This window comes from Nocardia carnea (assembly GCF_029868325.1).
Lineage (GTDB): Bacteria > Actinomycetota > Actinomycetes > Mycobacteriales > Mycobacteriaceae > Nocardia > Nocardia carnea_C.
In genome coordinates this window covers 1-20,304 of sequence record NZ_JARWNW010000302.1, presented here as the reverse complement: position 1 = coordinate 20,304, position 20,304 = coordinate 1, and the positions used below count along the sequence as shown (strand labels likewise).

Annotated in this window: 6 protein-coding genes and 1 pseudogene; 3 read left to right on the top strand and 4 right to left on the bottom strand. The window is 67.0% G+C overall.

Annotated features, from left to right (window positions below):
- The 4 genes and pseudogenes from QH196_RS29365 to QH196_RS29350 all read right to left on the bottom strand — a co-directional run.
- Positions 1 to 506 (bottom strand): annotated as a pseudogene (locus tag QH196_RS29365) (BsuBI/PstI family type II restriction endonuclease); the annotation flags it as partial.
- Positions 503 to 2,005: an Eco57I restriction-modification methylase domain-containing protein gene (locus tag QH196_RS29360; protein WP_280419099.1), complete on the bottom strand. Its 1,503-nt coding sequence runs from the start codon at positions 2,003 to 2,005 to the stop codon at positions 503 to 505. The gene QH196_RS29360 and the pseudogene QH196_RS29365, both read right to left, overlap by 4 nt.
- 252 nt (positions 2,006 to 2,257) lie before the next feature.
- Positions 2,258 to 3,637, bottom strand: coding sequence for an MFS transporter (locus QH196_RS29355; RefSeq protein ID WP_280419098.1), 1,380 nt, complete (start codon positions 3,635 to 3,637; stop codon positions 2,258 to 2,260).
- Positions 3,638 to 3,888: 251 nt separating this feature from the next.
- The gene (locus QH196_RS29350; protein WP_280419097.1) at positions 3,889 to 4,236 is read right to left on the bottom strand and encodes a DoxX family protein; all 348 of its coding nucleotides are present in this window, start codon (positions 4,234 to 4,236) and stop codon (positions 3,889 to 3,891) included.
- Between the two features lie 149 nt (positions 4,237 to 4,385).
- Here QH196_RS29350 and QH196_RS29345 point away from each other — a divergent pair, with 149 nt between their 5' ends.
- The 3 genes from QH196_RS29345 to QH196_RS29335 form a co-directional block, all read left to right on the top strand.
- Entirely contained in the window at positions 4,386 to 4,811 is a 426-nt protein-coding gene (locus QH196_RS29345) for a PPOX class F420-dependent oxidoreductase (RefSeq protein ID WP_280419096.1), read from the top strand.
- 397 nt (positions 4,812 to 5,208) lie between these two features.
- The gene (cobM, locus tag QH196_RS29340; protein WP_280419095.1) at positions 5,209 to 5,967 is read left to right on the top strand and encodes a precorrin-4 C(11)-methyltransferase; all 759 of its coding nucleotides are present in this window, start codon (positions 5,209 to 5,211) and stop codon (positions 5,965 to 5,967) included.
- Positions 5,968 to 6,338: 371 nt separating this feature from the next.
- Positions 6,339 to 20,304 (top strand): non-ribosomal peptide synthetase (locus QH196_RS29335; protein WP_280419094.1); only part of this gene is annotated, 13,966 nt, incomplete at its 3' end.

The window sequence follows — 20,304 nt, the reverse complement described above, 5'->3', positions numbered from 1 at the left end:
CCGGCACCCAGGCTGAGTTTTTTGCCGCCAGGAAGCGTGATCGGGATCCGGGTGGCTTCCCGTGCGGCGCGATACAGGGTGACAAGACCTGGTTGCGAGTCGAGGTACTCGGACATCACCGGAGCGAAGTCCGGCGTCCCGTAAACCTGGATCACGGATAGGGCTGCGTCGGAAATCCGATAATTGTTCAGCTGGGAGTTCGTCTCCCTTTCCGGAGCATCGGCATTGTGGCGTACGAATCCTGCATCAACAAACTGATGCAGAGTTTGACGCCGGATCGTCTCTCTGGAGTTGGCGGCATACGTCTTTCCCCAGTATCTGCTGATCCAGGCGATGATCTCGAATGGTCGGAGGACTCGAGGTGAAGCCTCGGACCACGGCGTTTCCGGGGTCATACCGAGCAGTGCCATGAGCACCCGCGCCGACCGTAGGTTTGTGCGTTTCTGATCGAAGCCGAACTCGGCGAGCAACCCTTGGGCTTCGGAAATTCGGGTCTCGATGTTCACGCGCCAACCCCCTGAGTATTCATGAATTTTTCGACGACATGGTCGATGGTCTCAGCGCTGGGCAGCTCCGAGTATTTTTTCCCCATCGCGCGAAGCGATTCCACGCTCGGATATCGCATCCCACGGAGATCTGTGGCATTGACCTGTGTATGCCCCGAGAATGTGCGGAAATATCGGTCGACTGAGTCGGAGTTCAACCAGATTGCCAGCCCCATCGCCAGTGCGGCATCAAGGCTCTCGCCGTCAGCGTGAAAGTAATTCAGCTTATTGTCTACTGCTACCGGACTTGTCCCATGTAGACAGGGTGACCAGATTCCCGCTACCAGCCGGCGTCGCTCCTCCTTGGCGGAGAACCGCTTGACCAGAACATATGTTCCCGGGGGCAATAGCCAACGACGGTCTTTCGGTTCTGTGATCGAGAACCATTGCGGCTTGGTGCTCGGCTTCGGGTGGGTCAGCACACCATGAGAGAGGTTGGCTGGGTACACCATCGGATAATGTTCGTCGAGTGGTCGGGTGAGTAATTGTTCGCGGCTGCGGAAATCGACAACCCGCCCGGTGCTGACTTTGATACCGATATCAGCCAGCGAGCACGGCAACGCTGCCATGGCTGCAACGAGTTCCGTGTCCTCCGGTGCCGAGGGGATACGAATGTAGAGGTGCGTGTCGCCGGGGTGAATAACCTCGGAGTAGTCGACCTCACGACGTGTCACCGTGTCTTGATGGTCGTGCGAGGCGGACAGTAGCGCAGTTCGTGGGGTTTCTCGAGTACGGGTCATCGAATAGATGATGTTCTCCTGGAGCACGCCGGTTTCGGCGAACACCGAGTCTCGAGCGGCGAAGATATGGATCCGGTCGAACATCGCTTGCGGTAGCAACCACCGCCTGAATCCTGAGAAATATGTTCCGTTGGTGAATGAACGCGGTGTGATTGCGACCAGTTGGCCGCCCGCCGCCAGCGATGTTATCCCGAGAGCCACGAACGCCGCGTAGATGTTGGGTAGGTCCACGGCTATCGCGGCGGTCGTGAATCGGTCCGGATCGTCGGATGCCAGCTTGGCGTACGGAGGATTCTGGATCACCACATCGAATTGTTCCACCAGTCCCGAGGCAACGTCGATGAAACTGTCGTTGATCACGGTCGAGGTGAAGCGTGCCCCCGCTGCCTCGGCTGCCTCAGCGCAATCGGCCAGTGTCGCGTGCAGGGCAGTGGTGACCTCGGTGTCGATCTCCACGACGGTGACTTGGATGTCGAGCTGCGGAGCTTCAGCGATCACCCGTGCGACCAAGGCAGCCGTCAGAGCTCCAGAGCCGGCGCCGGGATCAAGAATACGGATAGTACCGGTAGCCGGTAGCCGGACCATATCAGCCATGAACTGTGCGGCGGCAGAGTTGGTGAAGAACTGTCCGAACATCGCCTGCCGGTCCGAGGAAAGCCCGGCCAGGGCAGTGACACGCCGTGCTTCGGCGCGGGACAGAAGGTCGAGGGCTGTCGTCACCAGCTCACGATAGCGGCTACCCCTGACGGATCGGACCCGCGATGGTGCGGCTCGGTCAAGCAAGTCCGCCTTCCGTGGGCGTGAAACGCCGACCTGCTCCGGACTTGCCACACTCGGCTCCGTCGATCCAGCGCTCCTTCGCTCGCGACGTCGCGTGATTTATGGCGTCACTGATTGGCGTCGAGTCGTCTCCGCGCATGGCGTATTTGGTGAAATAGGCGACCTCGACCAGTACGGAATTTGCACACCGGGTCAGAGCCGGACGGTTGTCGTGGTGTCGCGGGCCGCATCGGCCCGGTCGATATCGGCCAGGTCGAAACCCTTGGTTTCCCGGGTGGCCAGCACCGCGATCGCGGTCACTGCGGCGGCCGCTGCCAGGTAGATGGCGATCGGGACCGGGGAGTCGAACGTGTCCAGCAGTTTGACCGCGATCACGGGGGCCAGCGAACCCGCGACGATCGAGGTGACCTGGTAGCCGAGGGATACACCCGAATAGCGCATCCGGGTCGGGAACATTTCCGCCATGATGGCCGGTTGGGGTGCGTACATGAAGCCGTGGGCGACGAGGCCGAGGATGATTGCCGCGGTGATGATCCAGCCGTTGCCGGTGTCCATCATCGGGAAGGCGATGAAGCCCCACAGTCCCGCGGCGATCGTGCCCGCCAGGTAGACCGGACGCCGGCCGATCCGGTCGGTGAGTGCGCCGATCAGCGGGATCACCGCGAAATGTACGGCGTGGGCAGCGAGCAGCCACCACAGGATGTCGTCGGTCGCCATATCGTGCTGGACCTTCAGATAGGTGATGGTGAAGGTGACGACCAGGTAGTACATGATGTTCTCGCCGAAACGCAGGCCCATCGCGGTGAAAACGCCGCGCGGATACCGCTTCAGAACCTCGATGGCACTGAAGGACGAGGTCCGCACTTGTTCGGCTTCCTTCTGCGCCGCGGTGAAGATCGGTGCGTCGGTGACCTTCGTGCGGATGTAGTAGCCGATCAGCACCACCACCGCGGACAACCAGAACGCGATCCGCCAGCCCCAGGACAGGAAATTTTCCTCGGACAGGACAGTGGTGAGTACCAGCAGAACGACGGTCGCCAGCAGATTGCCGCCGGGGACACCGGATTGCGGCCAGCTCGCCCAGAAACCGCGACTCTTGTCCGGGCTGTGCTCGGCCACCAGCAGGACGGCCCCGCCCCATTCCCCGCCGACCGCGAAACCCTGGAGGAAGCGCAGGATGACCAGGAGGGCGGGCGCCAGGTAACCGATCTGGCCGTAGGTGGGCAGGCAGCCCATCAAGAAGGTGGCCGCACCTACCAGGATCAGGCTGAACTGCAGGAGCCGCTTGCGGCCGTATTTGTCGCCGAAATGCCCGAAGACGATGCCGCCGAGCGGTCGGGCCGCGAACCCGACTGCATAAGTAAGGAAGGCTTTCAGGATCGCGTCGAGTTCGCTGTCGGATTCCGGGAAGAAGATCTTGCTGAACACCAATGTCGCCGCGGTGCCGTAGAGGAAGAACTCGTACCACTCGACCACGGTTCCGGCCATGGATGCGGCGACCACCCGCCGCAACCCACCCGGCTCCGGTGGTGCGTTCCCGTCGGCCTGTTCCACACCGTCCGCCACGCTCATCGCCAACTCCTCACGCCCTGCGGTCCCGACCCGCAGGGCTATTCGGAGTATCGCCGGTACGAGGCTGCCGTATCGGCAATTCGGCGCGGTTGGTTCGTGCGCTGTCCGGTCAGTGAGAACGGTTGTCCGCCGCGGCCACCGGCCTGGCTGTGCCGGCCCCGCCGCGGCTGTGCCGGTAGCGCGGTGCGCGTTTACCGCCGCGCGATGATCGGCGCGGGTTCGGACCCGGCCGATCAGGGTTCCTGCGTCGGCTACCGAGCCAGCTGGAGGACCAGGGTCGCGACGACCGGAAGCAGGTACAGCAGCGGGAATACCGAGGTCTTGTACGAGCGTGCTCGTAGTGCCGTCGCGGTGGCGCCGAGGAAGTAGAGGATCAGGCCGACGGCGGCGGCGACGCCGAGCGCCGGGAGCGCGAAGCCGATGAGCAATCCCAGCGCTCCGGCGGTTTTGGCCAGCGCCAGCCAGTTCCACCACGACCGCGGCACACCGTACTGCTCGAGCGGTTCGACGACGAACTGCTGTTTCGAGAACAGCGAGTAGCCCGAGAACCCGACCCATAGGGCGGTCAGCGTTCCGACGAGGTAATAAGCGACGTTCATCTCACACCATCTCTCTGCGGCCGGTGTATCCCGGCGGGTATCTGGTCGACGACGCGGGCAACCCGGGTGTGACATCGCGGTGCCGGCAGCGGCTCGCCGCGCCGGGAGACATGCCCGTGGGACGAACGTGGCACCCTAGGCTGATCCGCATGGCCTCGCTTTCCGATCCCAAGGTGCGCGAATTCCTCAGCTTCGGAACCCGTACCGCGAAGGTGGCGTTCACCGCCGGTGACGGGCGTCCGGTGGTGACCCCGGTCTGGTTCCTGCTCGACGGGGACGAAATCGTGTTCAACACCGGCAAGAACACCGCGAAGGGAAAGGCGTTGCAGCGTGATCCGCGGGTCGCGCTGGTGGTGGACCTCGAGGAGCCGCCCTACGCGGCGGTGCAGATCCAGGGCACGGTCACCTTGTCCGAGGACCCGGCCGAACTGCTGCGGACGGCGACCGCGATCGGCGGCCGGTATATGGGTACGGCCCGCGCCGACGAGTTCGGCCGCCGCAACGGTGTGCCCGGTGAACTCCTGGTGCGGGTACAGCCGACGAAGGTCATCGCCTTCTTCGACGCCGTCGGCTGAGCCGGGCATCGTCCGCGCCCGAGACCGTCGCCGGTGATCACGGCACAGCCCCTGATCGCGGCGGTGCGCCGGGGGCCCCCTTCGGGGATCTCGCTCGCCGCGGCCGCCGACGCGGTCAACTGTGTGGCGTCGGAGGTTTTCGAGCAGGCAGCGAGCGCTATGGCGCCGACGACACTTGGGACGTGGCGGCGGTGACGAGCCCGGTGGCGACGGAATCATCATCGCTGCAGAAACCGGCCCCGGGGAGGTGCGGCCGGGGTTGCGCTGCTGTTCGCCGAGGTGAGCGACGATCGTCCCGGTCCGGGCACGCTCGGTGCCCGACCGAGATCGGACCGCGGTGGTCGTGGACCGACCTCCTTCGGGCGGCCGGATCCGGCGCCGGACCTATGCTCGTCCCATGACCGTGCACTTCATCGGGGCGGGGCCCGGCGCCGCCGATCTGCTGACCGTGCGCGCGGTGGAGCTGCTGCGGCGGTGCCCGGTATGCCTGTATCCGGGGACCTACCTGGATCCCGAGGTGATCGCGCACTGTGCGCCCGGGACCGAGCTGGTCGATACTCAGCGGCTGGACCTCGACGAGATCACCGGGCATCTCGTGCGGGCGACCGCGGCCGGGCGGGATGTGGCTCGGTTGTGCTCCGGGGATACCTCCCTTTATTCCGCGCTCACCGAGCAGACGCGCCGGCTCGACGCCGCGGGGGTGCCGTGGGATATCACCCCGGGCGTTCCCGCGTATGCGGCCGCGGCCGCATTGCTGGGTACTGAGCTGACGGTTCCCGAGGTCGTGCAGTCGGTGGTGCTGACCCGGATGCAGGCCCGTTCGACGGCGATGCCGGATTCCGAGGCGCTGTCCGGTTTCGCCCGGACCGGTGCCACGCTGGCCCTGCATCTGGCCGTCACCCGGACCCGGGAGCTGGCGGCGGAGCTGGCCGAGTACTACGGGGCCGGCTGCCCGGTCGCGGTGGTGTACCGGGCCAGTCAGCCGGACCAGACCGTGCTGCGGGGCACCCTGGCCGATATCGCCGATCAGGTCGAGGCGGCCGGGCTGCGGCAGGCGGCAGTGATCTTGGTCGGCCGGGCGCTGGACCCGGGTGCGGCCTGTGCGCAATCCCACCTTTACGACCCGGCACGTGACCGTGCCCACCTCACCGGATAGACCTGGATGAGTCCGCGGTGAGTGTCCACTGCGGGACCTGCCCGGACACCCCGGCGCCCACCGCGCGGGCCCCGGCCTGCACCTGCGTAACGCGGTTGGTGTGGCGCCGGTACGACGGTAGATTGGATCGGTGGTCAGGAGTCGGCGCGCGGGTGCGGGTACACGGTGTCCCACGGCACCGGAGGTGCCGGGTGGTACCGGGCGTCCGATGTAACGTCCTCGGCCCGATAAACGGATACTTCCGATGGACATTTCTGCCTGATCGAACAAGAAGTGGACCTGGAACAGCGGACATCGCGCTACGGGCGGTGCGCGTCGCGACCAGGTGGTGACGGGAAGCGCACGCGTGCGTTCCGGAAGCGAGGTTACGGTTGGACCGGCTGGACAACGGCGGGAACGGTACGAACAGTGGTTCGGCAACCGCCGACGGGGATCTGTTCCCCCTGTCGCCTGCACAGCTGGGTATCTGGTACGCGCAGCATGTCGACCCACAGGTGCCGGTCAATATCGCCCAGTACGTCGAACTGCACGGTGAGCTCGATGTCGACACCCTGACCCGGGCCAGTTTGGACGCCTCCCACGAACTGGGCTCGGGCCTGCTGCGTATCGTCGAACGCGACGGGGAACCGCTGCAGTTCGTCGATCACAGCCTCGAGGACGAGGTCCGCTACGTGGACCTGCGTACCGCCGCCGATCCGGTCGCCGCCGCCCGGGAGTGGATGCGCGACGAGTACGGCCGCCCGCTGGATCTGACCACCGACCGACTCATCCGTGCCGCCGCCCTGCACCTGGGTGAGAACCACTGGTACTGGTATGTGCGCGCCCACCACATCGTGATCGACGGCTACGGCGCCATGAACATGATGAACCGGATGGCCGAGCTGTACACGGCCTACCGGGCGGGTGCGGAACCCGCGCCGTCCAAGGCCGCGCAGCTGCGCACCCTGTACGACCAGGAGATCGCCTACCGCGAGAGCAACCGCTTCCGCACCGATAAGGAGTACTGGGCCGAACGGGTCGCCGGACTCGAGGAGGGCACCAGCCTGGCCGGGCGTTCGGCCGCCCCGGCCGCCCGCAACGGTGTGGTCCAGGGGCCGCTCACCGACGACCAGAACGCCGCGCTCGACGAGGCGGTGCGCCGCTACGAATCCTCACCCGCCCAGGAACTGATCGCCGCGTTCGCGGCCTACCTGGCGCAATGGAACGGCGCCGAGGACGTCATCCTCAGCTTGCCGGTCACCGCGCGCACCACCGCTCTCATGCGCCGCTCCGGCGGCGTCTCGTCCAATATCGTCCCGCTGCGGCTGCACGTCGGCGCCGAGACCACGATCGCCGATCTGCGCCGCCAGGTGCAGCTCGAGGTGTCCGGGGCGTTGCGGCATCAGCGCTACCGGCACGAGGACATCCGCCGCGACTCCGCCGGCGGTGGCGTGGTGACCACGGAATTCTTCGGACCGTGGGTCAACATCATGCTGTTCCAGGACGAACTGCGCCTCGGTGACAGCGTCGGCAGCCTGCATGTGCTGTCCACCGGCAGTATCGAGGATCTGGGCGTCAACTTCTATCAGTCGATCGGCGGCACCCGCAGCCATATCGACTTCGAAACCAACCCCAACCTCTACACCGAGGAAGAGGCCGGCCGGCATCACACCCGGTTCCTCGAATTCTTCGAGCGGTTCCTGGCCGCGGAGGCCGACGAGCCGGTGTGGCAGCTCGCGATCACCACCGCCGCCGAACGCACCGCAACCGTCGAGACCTGGAACGATGCGGCGCACGAGGTCCCCGATACGACGCTGCCGGCGCTGCTGGACGCCCAGATCGCGCGTACCCCGGACAACCTCGCGGTCGAATTCGAGGGGACAGGTCTGACCTACGCCGAGTTCGGCGCGCGGGTCAACCGGCTGGCCCGGTACCTGATCGCCGACGGTGTGGGCCCGGAATCGCTGGTCGCGCTCGGGATGCGCCGATCGGTCGACCTGGTCGTGGCGATGCACGCCGTGCTGCGCGCGGGTGGCGCCTATGTCCCGATCGACCCGGACCATCCGGCGGAGCGCACCGCCTACATCCTGGAGAGCGCGGCGCCGGTCTGCGTGCTGACGGTCACAGCGGACCAGGCGGAACTGCCCGAATCGGTGCGGTCGCTGGCCGTCGACACCCTGGATACCGCCGGATTCTCCGACGCACCGCTCACCGATGCCGACCGGCTCGCCCCGCTGCGGCCGGACAACACCGCATACGTCATCTACACCTCGGGTTCGACCGGCCGCCCCAAGGGTGTCGCGGTGAGCCATCACGCCATCGTCAACCAGCAGCTGTGGATGCTGGACACCTACGGTTTCACCGCCGACGATGTCTACCTGCAGAAGACCGCCACCACTTTCGATGTCTCGCTGTGGGGTTATTTCCTGCCGCTGATGTCGGGCGCCACCCTGATCGTCGCGACCCCGGACGGCCACCGCGACCCGGCCTACGTCGCCGAAACCATTGCCCGGCACGGGGTGACCGTCACCGATTTCGTCCCGTCCATGCTGACGGTGTTCGCCTCCTACGCCGACCCCGAGCAGATCGCTTCGCTGCGCGCGGTATTCGTGATCGGTGAGGCGCTGCCGCCGGAAACGGTCGCGGCGATGAAGGCGATCTCCGGCGCCGGCCTGCACAACCTGTACGGCCCCACCGAGGCTGCCGTGTCGGTGACCTACTGGGAGGCCACCACCGCCGATACCGTCTCGGTGCCGATCGGTGTGCCCGAGTGGAATGTCGGGGTCCAGGTACTCGATGCGCGCTTGCGGCCTGCGGCCATCGGTGCACCGGGTGAGCTGTATCTGTCGGGCCGGCAGCTGGCCCGCGGTTATCTGGGCCGTCCGGACCTGAGTGCCGACCGTTTCGTCGCCGACCCGCTGGGTGCGGCGGGGGACCGGATGTACCGCACCGGCGACCTGGTGCGCTGGCGCGCCGACGGGGTGCTCGAATACCTCGGCCGCACCGACTTCCAGGTGAAGTTCCGCGGTCAGCGCATCGAACTCGGCGAGATCGAAACCGATCTGCTCGCCCATCCGGCGGTGAGTCAGGCCGTGGTGCTGGTGGTCGATACCGCCACCGGTCAGCAGCTGGCCGGCTATGTCGTACCCGCCCCCGGGCATACCGTCGAACCGGTCGAACTCACCCGGTTCCTCGGGGAGAAGCTGCCGTCCTATATGGTCCCGGCCGCGATCCTGGTGCTGGCCGCGCTTCCGCTCAACACCAGCGGAAAACTGGATCGCAAGGCGCTACCGGAACCGGTGTTCAGCGCCGATGTGGCCGGTTTCCGCGCTCCGCGCACCCAGGCCGAACATGTGGTGGCCGGGATCTTCGCCGATATCCTGGGCCAGCAGGTGGTCGGTGTCGACGACAACTTCTTCGATCTCGGCGGTAACTCGCTGGTCGCGACCCAGGTCGTGGCGCGGATCAGTGCCGCGTTCGGGGTTCGTATCGGGGTGCGGGCACTGTTCGAAACCCCCACCGTGGCCGGTCTGGCCGGCCGTATCGAGATCGCCACCTCGGGCGAATCCCGCGAATCCCGGCCGCCGCTGGTGGCCCGGGCGCTGCCCGATCGGGTGCCGCTGTCGCCGGCGCAGCAGCGGATGTGGTTCATCAACCAGTTCGATCCCGCCGCGCCCACCTACAACCTGCCGTTCGTGATCCGGCTGCGCGGCCACGCCGATGTCGCGGCGCTCACCGCCGCCCTCGACGATGTGATCGAACGGCAGCAGTCGCTGCGGACCATTTTCCCGGAATCCGGGGACGGCGGTTATCAGCTGGTGCTGCCGATGGACGAGGTCGATCTGGGGGTCCGGGTCGAGCGGATCGACGCCGACCGGCTGCCGGACGCGCTGGCCGAATTCGCCGCCATCGGTTTCGATGTCACCCGGGAACTGCCCATCCGGGTGCGGGTCTACGAGGTGGCCGGCGGCCGGTCCAACGGCACGCCCGAGCATGCGGTCGCCATTGTGGTGCACCATATTTCGGCCGACGGTTTCTCCTTCGGCCCCTTGTCCCGCGATGTCGCCGCGGCCTACGTAGCGCGCGCGACGGGCGTGGAGCCGTCTTGGGCGCCGCTGCCGGTGCAGTACCGGGATTACAGCGTCTGGCAGCGGGAACTGCTGGGACGCGAGGACGATCCGGATTCCATGGCTGCCCGCCAGATCGCCTTCTGGCGGGAAACGCTGGCGGGCCTGCCCGACCAGCTGGATCTGCCGATCGATCGACCGCGCCCGGCAGTGCAAGGTTTCCGGGGTGCGCAACACCATTTCGCCATCGACGCCGAACTGCACGAACGTCTGTCGGATCTGGCCCGGGGCAACGGCTCGACGTTGTTCATGGTGCTGCACGCCGCGCTGGCGGTGCTGCTGTCGCGGCTGTCCGGAACCGGTGATATCGCCGTCGGTACGCCGGTGGCCGGCCGCGGCGAACAGGCGCTCGACGATCTGATCGGTATGTTCGTCAACACCCTGGTGTTGCGTTCCGACGTGGACGGCACCCGTCCGTTCACCGAATTCCTCGACAGCACCCGCGAAGCCGACCTCGCCGCCTTCGCGCACGCCGACGTTCCGTTCGAGCGGCTGGTCGAGGTGCTGAACCCGGCCCGCTCGCAGGCCCGGCAGCCGCTGGTGCAGGTGATGCTGTCGTTCCAGGAGATCTCGCACGCCGATCTGGAGATCCCCGGACTGTCGATCAGCGCGGCGGAGATCGAACTCGCGATCGCCAAATTCGATCTCGTCTGGACCGTCACCGAAAAACGCGGCAGCCGCGGTGAACCGGCGGGTATGGACCTGGTCCTCTCCTACGCCACCGACCTGTTCGACGAGTCCACGGTCCGGTCGTTCGTCACCCGCTGGCAGCGGTTGCTCGACGTGATCGTCGCCGATCCGCACACCCGGGTCGGAGCCATCGAACTGCTGCACCCCGATGAGCGCGCCGAACTCACCGCCTGCGCCGGTGGACCGGCCGAACAGCCGGATACCCTGGCGGGCCTGCTCGCCGCGGCGGCGGTCACCAATCCCGACGGTATCGCGGTGGTCGCCGACGACGAGTCCTATACCTACGCCGAGCTGGATTCCGCGTCGAACCAGCTGGCGCGGGTGCTCATCGAACGCGGGGCCGGGCCGGAGGTCTCGGTCGCGCTGGCGCTGGGGCGCTCGTGGCGGTACCAGCTGGCGCTGTGGGCGATCGTCAAATCCGGTGCGGTGCTGGTCCCGGTGGACCCGGCCTATCCGGCCGACCGCATCATCCATATGGTCACCGATTCGGGTGCCGCGTTCGGACTCACCGAGGACTACGAACTACCGGAACTGCCGGAATTGTCCGGCGGCTGGATCAGCCTCGACGATCCCGAACTCGCCGCGGAAGTCATGGCGAGCTCGGCGGATGCGATCACCGACGCCGATCGGCGGGCGCCGCTGCGCACCGCGAACACGGCGTACATGATCTACACCTCCGGTTCGACCGGTCTGCCGAAGGGTGTCGCGGTCACCCATGCCGGTCTGCGCAACTTCGCCGCCGAGCAGGTGCAGCGATTCGGACTCGATACGTCCACCCGCGCACTGGCTTTCGCTTCCCCGTCGTTCGACGCCTCGGTGCTGGAACTGCTGCTGGCCGTCGGTGCGGCCGGCACCATGGTCATCGTGCCGCAGATGATGTTCGGCGGCGCGGAACTGGCCGATCTCATCGAGACGACCGGGGTGACCCACGCCTTCCTCACCCCCTCGGTGCTGGCCTCCCTGGATCTCGACGCGATGGACGATGTGCGTGTCGTCATCACCGGCGGTGAAGCGATTCCGGCGGACCTCGCGGGCCGCTGGGCGGCCGCCACGGGGCGCCGGCTGTTCAACGCCTACGGTCCGACCGAGGCCACCATCGCCACCAACATCAGCGGCCCGCTGCAGCCCGGCGAACCGGTCACCATCGGTGGCCCGGTACGGGGTATGCGCGCGCTGGTGCTGGACGGCGGGCTGGACCCGGTGCCGGAGGGGGTTATCGGCGAACTGTATCTCGGTGGTATCCAGCTGGCCCGTGGCTATCACGCCCGGCCCGCGCTGACCGCCGGCCGGTTTGTCGCGGACCCGTTCGGTATCGACGGCGAGCGCCTGTACCGGACCGGTGACGTCGTGCGCTGGCGGCGCGACGGTTCCGGCGCGCTGACCGTCGAATACGTGGGTCGCAACGACTTCCAGGTGAAGGTCCGCGGGTTCCGCATCGAACTCGGCGAGATCGATGCCGCGCTGACTTCCCACCCCGCCGTCGATTTCGCCGTGACCATCGGCCACGAGAACGTCTCCGGCGCGATGACACTGGTATCGTATGTCGTTGCCGCACCGGGTGATTCGATCGATGTGCCCGCCGTGACGGCGCATATCCAGGATCGGCTGCCCGCATACATGGTGCCGTCCTCGATCATGGTGCTCGACGAGATCCCGCTGACCCCGGCCGGGAAGCTGGATCGCAAGGCGCTACCGGTCCCGCAGTTCCAGACCCAGGCGTTCCGCGCGCCCGTCACACCGATCGAGGAGATCGTCGCGGATGTTTTCGCCGAGGTCCTCGGCGTCGACCGGGTCGGTCTCGACGACGACTTCTTCGAACTGGGCGGTAACTCGCTGATCGCGACCCAGGTGGCGGCGCGGCTCGGTGCCGCCCTGGACACCCGGGTGCCGGTGCGCACCCTGTTCGAAGCGTCCACGGTGATGGCGCTCGCGGCGCGGATCGAGTCCCATGTCGGTGAAGGCGCGCGGCAGGCGCTGGTCGCCCGCAGCCGCGACGGCGATATCCCGCTGTCGCTGGCCCAGCAGCGGATGTGGTTCCTCAACCGCTACGACACCGAATCGGCGGTCAACAATATCCCGGTCGCCATCCGGATGTCCGGTGAACTCGATGTGGCGGCGCTGCAGGTCGCGATCATCGATGTGATCGACCGGCACGAATCCCTGCGCACCGTGTTCCCGGAAACCGGTCAGGCGCCCGTCCAGGTGATTCTGGATGCGGCGCAGGTCGTTCCGGACCTGACTCCGTTCCGGATCCGCGAGGACAAACTGATCGATCACCTGATCGATCTGGCGACGATGGCGTTCGACGTCACCGGCGAAGTGCCGTTGCATGCACGGCTTTTCGAAATCAGCGATACCGAATACGTGCTCGGTATGGTGGTGCACCATATCTCCGCCGACGGCTGGTCGATGGGACCGCTGGCGCGGGATGTGATGGTCGCCTACGCGGCCCGTATCAGCTGGGAGTCGCCGGCCTGGGTGAATCTTCCGGTGCAGTACGCGGATTACGCGCTCTGGCAGCGAGAAGTACTGGGTTCCGAAGACGATCCGCAATCGCTGATCTCCGATCAGATCCGGTACTGGAAACAGGAACTGGCCGGACTGCCGGACGAACTGGCCCTGCCCGCCGACCGTCCGCGGCCCGCGGTGTCGTCGTATGTGGGCGGTACCCATTCCTTCGTGATCGATCCGGAGATGCGACGCCGGATCGCGGATCTCGGCCGGCGGCACAACGCCTCACCGTTCATGGTGGTGCACAGTGTGCTGGCCGCGCTGCTGGCCCGGCTGACCGGCGAATCCGATATCGCCGTCGGTACTCCCGTCGCCGGCCGTGGTGAGGCCGCGCTGGAGAACCTGGTCGGCATGTTCGTCAACACGCTGGTCCTGCGGACGCAGGTGCAGGGCGGGATGAGTTTCGCCGAACTGCTCGCCACGGTCCGTAATACGGACCTGCAGGCGTTCGCGCACGCCGATGTGCCGTTCGAACGTCTGGTGGAGGTCCTCAACCCCACCCGCTCCCAGGCCCGGCACCCGTTCTTCCAGGTGGCGTTGTCGTTCGAGAACCTGCCGGACCGCACCTTCGAACTGCCGGAGCTGCGGGTAGCCCCGGTGGATTTCGAGATCGGGCTGGAGAAGTTCGACCTCTCGCTCAATTTCCGCGGTATGGGCGAGGATACGAATTCCCCGATGCAGGGCGAACTGTCGTTCTCCCGCGACCTGTTCGATCCCGCGACGGCCGCATCCTTCGCCGACCGGTTCATGCGGTTGCTGGACGCGGTGGTGACGGATCCGGGTGCCGCGGTGGGGGATTTGGATATCCTGGCGCCGGTCGAGCGGATGGAAGTACTGGCCGACTGGAACTCGACCGAGCATGCGCTGCCGGAGCGGTTGCTGCTGGACGGGTTCGAGCGGATGGCGGTGGCGCACCCGGATCGGGTGGCGGTGTCGTTCGAGGGGACAAGTCTGTCCTACGGCGAGTTCTCGGCTCGCGTGAACCGGCTGGCGCGGCATTTGATCGCGCAGGGTGTGGGCCCGGAGTCGCTGGTCGGGCTGTTGGTGTCCCGGTCGGTGGATCTGGTCGTGGGCATGTATGCGGTGGTCGCGGCCGGTGGTGCGTATGTGCCGCTGGATCCGTCGCATCCGGCGGAGCGGATCGGTTACATCCTCGATACGGCGAACCCGGTGTGCCTGCTGTCCACCACTGTCGACGTGCGGGCGGTGACCGCGGGGTCCGATAGCGATGTGGCCGGCGACGGTACGCCGGAGGAGATCGCGGGTGTGCCGGTGCTGGCGCTGGACACGCTCGATACCAGTGGCTTCGCGGCTGCGCCGGTGACGGATGCGGATCGGCTTGCGCCGGTTCGGCCGTCGAACACGGCCTACGTCATCTTCACCTCGGGTTCGACGGGCCGCCCGAAGGGTGTGGCGGTGCCGCATTCGGCGATCGCGAACCAGGTCGCGTGGATGCTGGCGCAGTACCCGATGGACGCGTCGGATGTGTATCTGCAGAAGACGGCGACGACCTTCGACGTGTCGCTGTGGGGTTACTTCCTCCCGCTGGCCGCGGGTGCGCATTTGGTGGTGGCTACTCCGGATGGTCATCGTGATCCGGAGTATCTGGCGCGGGTGATCGCTGAGCAGCAGGTGACGGTCACCGACTTCGTGCCGTCGATGTTGACGGTTTTCGCTGCGCATACGGCTGCGGGGTCGGTTCCGAGTCTCGAGCATGTGTTCGTGATCGGTGAAGCGTTGCCGCCGGAAACCGTCACTGCGATGCACGCGATCTCGGATGCCGCTGTGCACAACTTGTACGGTCCGACCGAGGCCGCGGTGTCGATCACTTATTGGCAGGCCACGGGTGAAGAAACCGGTAGTGTGCCGATCGGTGTCCCGCAGTGGAACTCGCGGGTATACGTGCTGGATTCGCGGTTGCGTCCGGTACCGGAGGGCGTCACGGGTGAGCTGTATCTCGCTGGTGATCAGCTGGCTCGTGGCTATGTGACGCGTCCGGACCTCAGCTCCGATCGTTTCGTGGCGAGCCCGTTCGATCCGGGTGCGCGGATGTATCGCACGGGTGACCTGGTGCGCTGGCAGCGCGTCGAGGGTGAACCGGTGCTGGAGTACCTGGGTCGTACCGATTTCCAGGTGAAGTTCCGTGGCCAGCGCATCGAGCTCGGTGAAATCGAGTCGGCGATTCTGGCGCAGCCGCAGGTGAGCCAGGCGGTTGTCACCGTCGCCGCCTCGCAGCTCGGCGAGCAGCTCGTTGCCTACGTGGTGCCGGCTCCGGGCGAGCGAATCGTCTCCGGGGTCCTGCTGGATACGCTCCGTGAGGTCCTGCCGACCTATATGGTCCCGGCGGCCGTCGTCGAACTCGACGCGTTCCCGCTGAACACTTCCGGCAAGCTGGATCGTAAGGCGTTGCCGGAGCCGACGTTCGAGACGCGGGAGTTCCGTGCGCCGTCGACTCCGATCGAGGAGATCGTGGCCGGTGTCTTCGCCGATGTCCTCGGAGTGCAGCGTGTCGGTGCGGATGACGATTTCTTCGCGCTGGGTGGTAACTCGCTGATCGCGACCCAGGTCGCCGCCCGGGTCGGGCAGGCACTGGATGCGCAGGTGCCGGTGCGGGTGCTGTTCGAAGCCTCCACGGTGGCCGCGGTGGCCGCACGGATCCAGGAGCAGGCCGGTACCGGGACCCGTAAGGCGCTCGTGGCGGGGCCGCGGCCGGAGCGGGTGCCGCTGTCCTCGGCGCAGCAGCGGATGTGGTTCCTCAACCGCTTCGATCGGGCCTCGGCCGCGTACAACCTGCCGTTCGCCATCCGTCTCTCGGGTGCGCTCGATGTGGACGCCCTGCGGGCGGCCCTCGCCGATCTGGTGCTCCGGCACGAGGTGCTGCGGACGGTGTATCCGGAGACCGAATCCGGTCCGGTGCAGGTGGTGCTGCCGGTGGGGCAGGCGATCCCGCAGCTCGAGGTGCGGTCGGTTGCCGGTGCGGAGGTCGTCGCGGCCGTGGCCGAGCTGGCGTCGGCCGGTTTCGATGTGACGGCCGAGGTGCCGCTGCGGGTGGCGCTGTTCGATATCGACGGTGCGGCCGACGAATTCGTCCTGGCCATGGTGGTGCACCATATCGCCGGTGACGGCTCCTCGGTGGGGCCGTTGACCCGCGATGTGATGATCGCCTATTCCGCGCGGACCGCGGGGGAGACGCCGGGCTGGGCCCCGCTTCCGGTGCAGTACGCCGATTACGCGCTCTGGCAGCGTGAACTGCTCGGCGACGAGAACGATCCGGAATCGGTCGCGGCCGAACAGCTCGGATACTGGCAGTCGGCGCTGGCCGGGATTCCGGACCAGCTGGACCTCCCGGCGGATCGTCCGCGCCCGGCGGTGCAGTCCTATCAGGGCGGCCGGGTCGAGGTAGCGATCGACGCCGAAACCCATGCCGGCCTGCAGCAGTTGGCGCAGCAGCGCGGCGCGACCCTGTTCATGGTGGTGCATACGGCGTTCGCGGTGCTGCTGTCGCGGTTGTCGGGTACGGATGACATCACGATCGGTACGCCGGTGGCGGGTCGCGGCGAGCGGGCCCTCGACGATCTGATCGGTATGTTCGTGAACACCCTGGTGTTCCGAACCCAGGTGGAACGCGGGGAGGCGTTCACCGATCTGCTGTCCCGCCAGCGGGAAGTCGATCTGCAGGCGTTCGCGCACGCGGACGTGCCGTTCGAGCGTCTGGTGGAGGTGCTCAACCCGGCGCGGTCGCAGGCACGGCACCCGCTGTTCCAGGTGGGGTTCACCTTCCAGAACATGGGGCAGTCGCGGCTGGAGCTGCCGGGTCTGGTGGTTTCCGGTGTCGAGGTGGATACCGAGGTTTCGCAGTTCGATCTGCATGTGCTGGTCGGCGACAACTACGACGCCGCGGGCGAGCCCGCGGGTGTGAGCGGTTTCCTGACCTACGCCACCGACCTGTTCGATCACGCCACCGCACAGGGCTTTGCCGACCGGTTCACCCGCCTGCTGACCGAGGTCCTGGCGAATCCCGCGACCCCGGTCGGGGAGCTGGAGATTCTGGCACCGGCCGAGCGGACGCGGGTGCTGGCGGACTGGAACGCGACCGAGCACACGGTGCCGGAAACGCTGGCGCTCGACGGGTTCACCCGGGCGGTCGCCGAGTTCCCGGAGCGCGTGGCGGTGACCGCCGACGCTGTCGAGGTCACGTACGCGGAGCTGGATGCGCGGGTCAACCGGTTGGCGCGGCGGCTGATCGCGCAGGGGGTGGGCCCGGAATCGCTGGTCGGGCTGCTGGTGTCGCGGTCGCTGGATTTCGTGGTCGGTATGTATGCCGTCCTCGCCGCGGGCGGCGCGTATGTGCCGCTGGATCCGACCCATCCGGGTGAGCGGATCCGGCATATTCTGGACACTGCGGATCCGGAGTGCGTGCTGACGACCGTCGCGGATCTCGACGCGGTCGGGGCGGCGGCGGTTGCGGGCGCACCGGCGCTGACTCTGGACGCACTCGATATCAGTGGTTACGACGCCTCGACTGTTACCGATGCCGACCGGTTGGCGCCGCTGCGGGCCGAGAACGCGGCATACGTGATATTCACGTCCGGTTCGACCGGCCGGCCGAAGGGTGTGGCGGTCTCGCATGCGGCGATCGCCAACCAGATCGCCTGGATCGTCGGCGAATACGGAATTTCCCGTGACGATGTGGTGCTGTTCAAGACCCCCGCGACCTTCGACGTCTCGCTGTGGGAGCTGCTCGCGCCGTTGACCGTCGGCGCCCGGATGGTGGTCGCCGAACCCGACGGCCACCGCGACCCGATCTATCTCGCCTCCGTGATCGCCGAACAGCGCGTTACGGCGACCTCGTTCGTCCCGTCGATGCTGTCGGTGTTCGCCGAGAGCACCGCCGCCGATCCGGGTGCGCTGGCCTCGCTGCGGATGCTGTTCGTGGCCGGTGAGGCCTTCACCGGTGATGTGGTCGCCGCCGTGCGCCGCGTGACCGATGTGGCGCTGTACAACCTCTACGGCCCCACGGAATTCGCGGTGCACGCCACGCACGCCGCGGTGGCCGATCGTGTTTCCGGTGCGGTTCCTATCGGTGGCCCGGTGTGGAACGCCCAGGTGTACGTGCTGGATTCGCGGTTGCGGCCGGTTCCGGTGGGTGTCGCGGGTGAGTTGTATCTGGCGGGCGCGCAGGTGGCCCGCGGCTACGCCGGCCGGCCGGATCTGAGTGCGGACCGGTTCGTCGCCGATCCGTTCGGTACCGGACACCGCATGTACCGCACCGGCGATGTCGTGCGGTGGACCGATGCCGGCGAACTGGTCTACGTGGGACGTTCCGATTTCCAGGTGAAGGTGCGCGGTCAGCGCATCGAGCTCGGCGAGATCGAAGCGGCCCTCACCGAACACGCCGCGGTGGCGCGCGCGGTGGTCGTGGCGAAGTCCGATCCGACTATCGGCGACCGGCTCGTGGGCTATGTGGTGCCCGCCCGGGACACGATCCTCGACACCGATGAGCTGCGCACGCAGTTGTCCGACCGGCTTCCCGCTTATATGGTTCCGGCCGCGTTCGTGGCGCTCGACGAGTTCCCGTTGAACGCATCCGGGAAGCTGGACCGCAAGGCGCTGCCGGAGCCGGTGTTCGAGGCCCGCGAGTTCCGCGCGCCGTCGACTCCGATCGAGGAGATCGTGGCCGGGGTCTATGCCGAGGTGCTCGAGATCGACCGGGTCGGCGCGGACGACGACTTCTTCGAACTGGGTGGTAACTCGCTGATCGCGACCCAGGTCGCGGCCCGGCTGGGCGCGGCGCTGGACACCACGGTGCCGGTGCGGGCGCTGTTCGAGGCCTCCACTGTCGCCGGTTTGGCGGTGCGGGTCGAACAGCACGCCGGAACCGGCGGGCGGGCGGTGTTGGCTCCGCAGCCGCGGCCGACGCGGGTTACCGACTCGGGTGAGGTCCAGGACGCGGTGCCGTTGTCGCCGGCGCAGCAGCGGATGTGGTTCCTGAACCGCTTCGACGAGAATTCGGCGGCTTATCACATTCCGTTGGCGATCCGGTTGTCCGGCGCGCTCGATGTGGACGCCCTGCGCGTAGCGGTCGCGGATCTGGTGGCGCGCCACGAGGTGCTGCGGACGGTGTATCCGGAGACCGAGACCGGTCCGGTGCAGGTGGTCTTGCCGGTGGGGCAGGCTGTCCCCGAGCTTTCGGTGCGGTCGGTGGCCGCCGACGATATCGCGGCGGCCGTTGCGGAACTGGCGTCGGCCGGTTTCGATGTGACCGCCGAGGTGCCGTTGCGGGTGGCGCTGTTCCGGGTCGGGACGGCGGATATCGCGGAAACGGTCGCGACCGACGGCGCCGTCGGCGATACCGCGGGCTCGCACGATGAGTTCGTGCTGGCCCTGGTGATGCACCATATTTCCGGTGACGGCTCCTCGGTGGTGCCGATGACGCGCGATCTGATGACCGCGTATGCTGCCCGGATCGCGGGTGAGGCGCCGGGCTGGGCGCCGTTGCCGGTGCAGTACGCCGATTTCAGTATCTGGCAGCGGGAGTTGCTCGGCGCGGAAAACGATCCGGAATCGTTGGCGGCGAAGCAGATCGGGTACTGGGAGTCGGCGCTGGCCGGGATTCCGGATCAGCTCGATCTGCCGGCCGATCGTCCGCGTCCGGCGGTGCAGTCCTATAGCGGTGGCCGGGTCGCGGTCGAGATCGATGCCGAACTCCATGCCGGTTTGCAGCGGTTGGCGCAGCGCCAGGGCGCGACGCTGTTCATGGTGGCGCATACCGCGTTCGCGGTGCTGCTGTCGCGCCTGTCGGGCACGGACGACATCACCATCGGTACCCCGATCGCGGGTCGTGGCGAGCAGGCGCTCGAGGATTTGATCGGTATGTTCGTGAACACGCTGGTGTTCCGGACCCGGTTGGATCAGGGTGAGGCGTTCACGGATCTGCTGGCGCGGCAGCGTGAGGTGGATCTGCAGGCGTTTGCGCATGCGGATGTGCCGTTCGAGCGTTTGGTGGAGGTGCTGAATCCGGTTCGTTCGA